The organism is Helicobacter bilis, assembly GCF_900198365.1.
GTDB lineage: Bacteria > Campylobacterota > Campylobacteria > Campylobacterales > Helicobacteraceae > Helicobacter_A > Helicobacter_A bilis_B.
In genome coordinates this window covers 2,454-7,810 of the sequence record NZ_FZMS01000091.1, presented here as the reverse complement: position 1 = coordinate 7,810, position 5,357 = coordinate 2,454, and the positions used below count along the sequence as shown (strand labels likewise).

The 5,357-nt window shown below is 39.3% G+C and carries 4 protein-coding genes; 3 read left to right on the top strand and 1 reads right to left on the bottom strand.

Features of this window, described 5'->3' with window-relative positions:
- Both C6H08_RS10350 and carB read left to right on the top strand, forming a co-directional pair.
- On the top strand, positions 1–258 hold a 258-nt coding region (locus C6H08_RS10350; RefSeq protein WP_267892903.1), incomplete at its 5' end, for an ATP-grasp fold amidoligase family protein.
- 450 nt (positions 259–708) lie between these two features.
- Complete coding sequence (gene carB, locus C6H08_RS10345; protein WP_034562502.1) at positions 709–4,356, top strand: carbamoyl-phosphate synthase large subunit; 3,648 nt, start codon at positions 709–711, stop codon at positions 4,354–4,356.
- 255 nt (positions 4,357–4,611) lie between these two features.
- Here the strand turns inward: carB and C6H08_RS10340 are convergent, their stop codons facing one another.
- A complete protein-coding gene (locus C6H08_RS10340; RefSeq protein WP_034579354.1) occupies positions 4,612–4,860 on the bottom strand; it encodes a hypothetical protein in 249 nt (82 codons plus the stop codon).
- A 74-nt stretch (positions 4,861–4,934) separates the two neighbouring features.
- Between C6H08_RS10340 and C6H08_RS10335 the strand changes: the two genes are divergently transcribed.
- Positions 4,935–5,246, top strand: a complete 312-nt coding sequence (locus tag C6H08_RS10335; protein WP_233708573.1) for a hypothetical protein — start codon at positions 4,935–4,937, stop codon at positions 5,244–5,246.
- Positions 5,247–5,357: the final 111 nt, after the last annotated feature.

The window sequence follows — 5,357 nt, the reverse complement described above, 5'->3', positions numbered from 1 at the left end:
GAGAATTGGAATGTTATGCCTTTCTCTCTTTGTTATCCACAATCAACAACGCCACCTAGTAAGCCACTCAATTTTATGACAATGCTTACGATAGCTACAGGACTTTCTATGCCATTTGCGATGCTAAGAGTTGATTTGTATAACATTCAAGGCAAAATCATAGCTGGAGAGCTTACCTTTACGCACGGCGGGGGAACAGAGAAATTCACCCCGAACGAATGGGATAGAAAACTCGGGGGTTTGTGGAAACTTTCATAAAATAGTTTTCTTAATGATGAGAGTTTTGTTTGGGTTAGATTTGGATTATTACGATAAGTTTAAGTTTTTTTTAAATGTAAAAGAGAGTATAAAGGTAAGTTTAGAAAATTTGAAAGCAACCCATTCACGCCATGCAAACAAAAACATATTACAAGCAAACTTGTGTTATAATTTTTTGTATATGATTCTTAAGTTTTTATGTTTATTTTTTTAAATTCATTTTAGATTGTTTGAGAGTTTCTATACCATAGAAATCATAAATGGAATTTTTATGATCTGAAAAGACTTAAGGGGATATTCCTTGATAAGTATGCAGGGATTCTAAAATATCACACAACAAAGCGAGTTTTACTCACAACAACTAAGCGATATTAATGCACTCAATATAACAAAGTAATAAAGATTCTATTGTATAATTTTGCAAAAAAGACAGAATCTTAAAGGATATATATGCCAAACCCCACACAACAAACCCAAAAAATTGCACCAAAACGCACCGATATTCACACGATTTTACTCATTGGTTCAGGTCCTATTGTGATAGGTCAGGCTTGTGAGTTTGACTACTCTGGCACACAGGCGGTAAAGACGCTAAAAAGCCTTGGCTATCGTGTCGTGCTAATCAATTCAAATCCAGCGACTATTATGACGGACCCAGACTTTGCGGATCGCACTTATATTGAGCCGATTACAGAAGAGATTATTGCAGATATTATCAAAAGAGAGAAAGTAGATGCGATTTTGCCGACTATGGGCGGACAGACAGCCCTTAATGTCGCAATGAGTATGTATGAAAAGGGAATGCTAGAAGGCATAGAATTTTTAGGTGCAAAGCCTAGTGCGATTAAAAAAGGTGAAGACAGACAGGCTTTTAAAGAAGCTATGCTAAAAATTGGTATGGACTTGCCAAAATCTCGCTATGCCTACACGGAGGAAGAAGCCCTAGAGGCAGCAAAAGAGATAGGATTCCCACTTATTATTCGAGCTAGTTTCACCCTTGCAGGTGGGGGCAGTGGCGTGGCATATAATATTGATGAGTTTAAAGCGGTGGCAAAAAATGGCTTAGAAACAAGCCCGATTAATGAAATTTTAATTGAAGAGTCCCTACTTGGCTGGAAAGAATATGAAATGGAGGTTATACGCGATAAGTTTGATAACTGCATCATCGTGTGTAGCATTGAGAATCTTGATCCTATGGGTGTGCATACAGGCGATTCCATTACTATTGCACCGGCTCTAACACTCACGGATAAAGAGTATCAAAGAATGCGTGATGCAAGTTTTAAAATCTTGCGAGAAATTGGCGTAGATACCGGCGGGAGCAATGTGCAGTTTGCTATAAATCCAAAAAATGGCAGAATGACTGTGATTGAGATGAATCCGCGTGTATCGCGTAGCTCCGCCCTTGCAAGTAAGGCGACAGGCTATCCTATAGCAAAGGTTGCTACAATGCTTGCAGTTGGCTTTAGTCTAGATGAGATAAAAAATGACATTACAGGCACACCGGCGAGTTTTGAGCCTAGCATTGATTATATTGTTACAAAAATTCCTAGATTCACATTTGAGAAATTCCCACAGGCAGATTCCACACTCACAACGAGTATGAAGTCTATTGGCGAAGTAATGGCGATTGGCGGGAGCTTTAAAGAGAGTTTGCAAAAGGCATTGTGTAGCCTTGAGACAGGCATTTTTGGGTTAAATCAAATCTGCAATGATTTAGAGATTATTAAAAAAGAGATTAGACGACCAAATGCGAATAGGCTGCTTTATATCGCTGAGGGCTTTGGGCTTGGAATGAGTATTGATGAAATGCACGAGCTATGCAAGATTGATAAGTGGTTTTTACACGAGATAAAAGAGATTGTAGATTCTGAATCTAGTATTACTTCGCAGATTCTAAGCGATGAATCTCTTATGCGGCGGATAAAAAGCTATGGCTTTAGTGATAAGATGATAGCCCATTGGCTAAAGCATAATGATGGAATGGAGATAAGTGAGAGCGAAGTGTATCAAGCTAGAATTGGGCTTGGCGTGGAGTGTGTGTATAATGAGGTGGATACTTGTGCGGCGGAGTTTCCTAGTCTTACGCCTTACCTTTACTCAACAATAGGCAACTTTATGAGCGTTGGCAATTCGGCTTTCACGCGATCTTTTGGAGAGTTTGAAAATTCTTTGTGCGGCAGCCCTTTGAGACTAGCCTCCGCAAAATTTTCTGCACAACCCCAAAATCTTACGCAAAATCCTAGAATTGCGGATTCTGTAAATACAGAATGCCAAGATTCTAGTGATATGGATTCTAGCAACACAGAAAATTCTAGTATCGTGAGTGAAGTTCGTGGGTTATCAAAGAATTGTGCGGAGACTAGCCTAAAGGGCTGTCGCACAAACAATTCTGCAGATTCCCGCGAAACTCACCACGAGACGAATTTTTCTAAGGTTATGATAATTGGTGGTGGTCCTAACCGCATCGGTCAAGGCATCGAGTTTGACTACTGCTGCGTTCATTCAAGCTTTGCCCTAAATGATTTAGGCATAAAAAGCATAATGTATAATTGTAACCCAGAAACTGTTAGCACAGATTATGACACAAGCGATGTGCTTTATTTTGAGCCAATTGATTTTGAACGCGTCCGGGCTGTGATTGAGAGAGAAAAGCCAGATGGCATAATCGTGCATTTTGGCGGACAAACGCCCTTAAAACTTGCAAATTCCCTAACAAAAATCAATGCCAAAATCATCGGCACAAGCGCAAAAGTCATTGACACCGCAGAAGATAGAGAAAAATTTGCAAGTTTTGTAAATACTCTAGGGCTAAAACAACCACAAAATGGCATAGCTTATGAGAAAGAACAAGCTTATAGTGTGGCTAATAAAATCGGCTTTCCCGTGCTTGTAAGACCTAGCTATGTGCTTGGTGGGCGAGCTATGCGGATAGTGTATGATGATGATGAGCTAAAGCAGTATATGGACGAGGTGATTGCTGTGAGTGATAGCTCTCCGGTGCTTATTGATAAGTTTTTGGAATACGCCATTGAGCTTGATGTAGATTGCATTAGCGATGGGGAGAGTGTGTATATTGGCGGGATAATGGAGCATATTGAAGAAGCGGGGATTCACAGCGGGGATAGTGCGAGTTCCCTGCCGACAATAAATATTAGAGAATCTATGCTGAAAGAGATAGAGCAAAGCACGGCTAAGATTGCCTTGAAACTTGGTGTAGTGGGGCTTATGAATGTGCAGTATGCAATCTATAATAATGAGCTATATCTCATTGAAGTAAATCCTAGGGCTAGTCGCACCGTGCCTTTTGTAAGCAAGGCTACTGGACTACCTTTAGCTAAAATTGCTACAAGAGTTATGTGGAATCATAGTGTGAAAAAAGCAGAATCTAAAGATTCTATATTAGAAGAGGCATTGAGATTTTATGATAAATATAATATGGTAAAAGAAGTGGGCTGTGTTGATATGGAATCTTTGAATAGTGATTCTAAAACAAATAAAATATTCACACATAAGCCATTAAAACATTTCAGCGTTAAAGAATCGGTTTTTCCTTTTAATAAATTGCCGGGAGCTGATTTACTACTAGGACCAGAGATGAAAAGCACAGGGGAGGTTATGGGGATGGGTAAAAGTTTTGCGTTTGCTTTTGATAAAAGTCAAAGTGCATGTAAGAATCCACTGCCAAAAAAGGGAAAAATCTTTATTTCACTAAGAAATAGCGATAAAAAACACGCCGCAGGACTAGCAAAAACCCTGCAAGAAATCGGCTTTGAGATTGTAGCCACGCTTGGCACACATAAGATTCTAAGCGAGGCAGGTATAGAGGCTAAGGCAGTGCTAAAAGTGAGTGAGGGCAGACCGCATATTAACGACATGATAGCAAACCATGAAATCGACATGGTGATTAACACAAGCAGTAATAAAGCCAAGCCAGATGCAAGACTTATTAGAGAGGCAGTTTTGCGTGCTAATATCCCATATTTTACAACCATTTCAGGTGCAAAGAGTGCAGCTATCGCCATGCAGGCAAATAGCAATGATAATGAAAATACAAGAGTTAGCACTAAAGCATTGCAAGATTATCTCAATGAGTAGTTGAAAATAATTTAAACAATAAAAGAAAGGATAAGTCGTGTTTGATAATTTTCCAAAGACTAGAAGTCCATTGCCACAAACTTATCAGGCTATCTAGGAGCAACATTATAAGAACAATAGAGATGGATAAGGAACGGCAAGTGGCTTAGCCCAAAAATTAGAGCGTTGGCTACATTACAAAGTAGCCAATGACACACAAGGCATTAGTGGGCATAAAACCCTAGAAATAGGTGCGGGAACGCTTAATCAAATATCCTAGAAAGCGATTTTAGCCATTATGATATTATAGAGCCATTCAAAGCCCTTTATAAAGATTCCCCAAAACTCCAACATATCAATGCCATATATAAAGATATTGCAGAAATAGCACAAAGCAGTGATATTAACGGGGGGGGGGGGTAAATACAAATACCGATAAAATAAGTGCATTTGCCAAATCCCACATAGAATCCCCTGCCTCCCTTGAATCCACGCAATCCATTCAATCCCAAGTCCAAAGCCCATTTTATGACAGAATCATCTCTTGTGCGGTTTTAGAACATATTGCAAACTTGCCTGAAGTAGTAGCACACTCGTGCTTGTTACTGAAAGATGATGGCGTGTTTTCCGCTGCTATCCCAAGCCAAGCTAGATTCCTATGGACTTTGGCTTATAAACTCTCAACCGGCATAGAATTTAGGCTTAAATACAAGCTAGATTATGATGTTATTATGAATTATGAGCATATCAACACACAAGCTGAAATTATTGAAATATGCGATTATTTCTTTGATTCTGTGAAAAAGTCGCTTTTTGGCGTGTGTGATGAGCTTTCAATCTACACGCACCTTTCTTGCAGGAAGCCAAACAGACAGAGGGCAAAGGATTATCTCGCCTTGCTTAAGTCTTAGCTCAATTTTTAGAATCTCTAGACGCTGTAATTTTAATATTGCGTATAAATGCCTACAACCTATACGACAATATTATTTTCCCCAGCTATATAGATTTTCATCGATACAGCC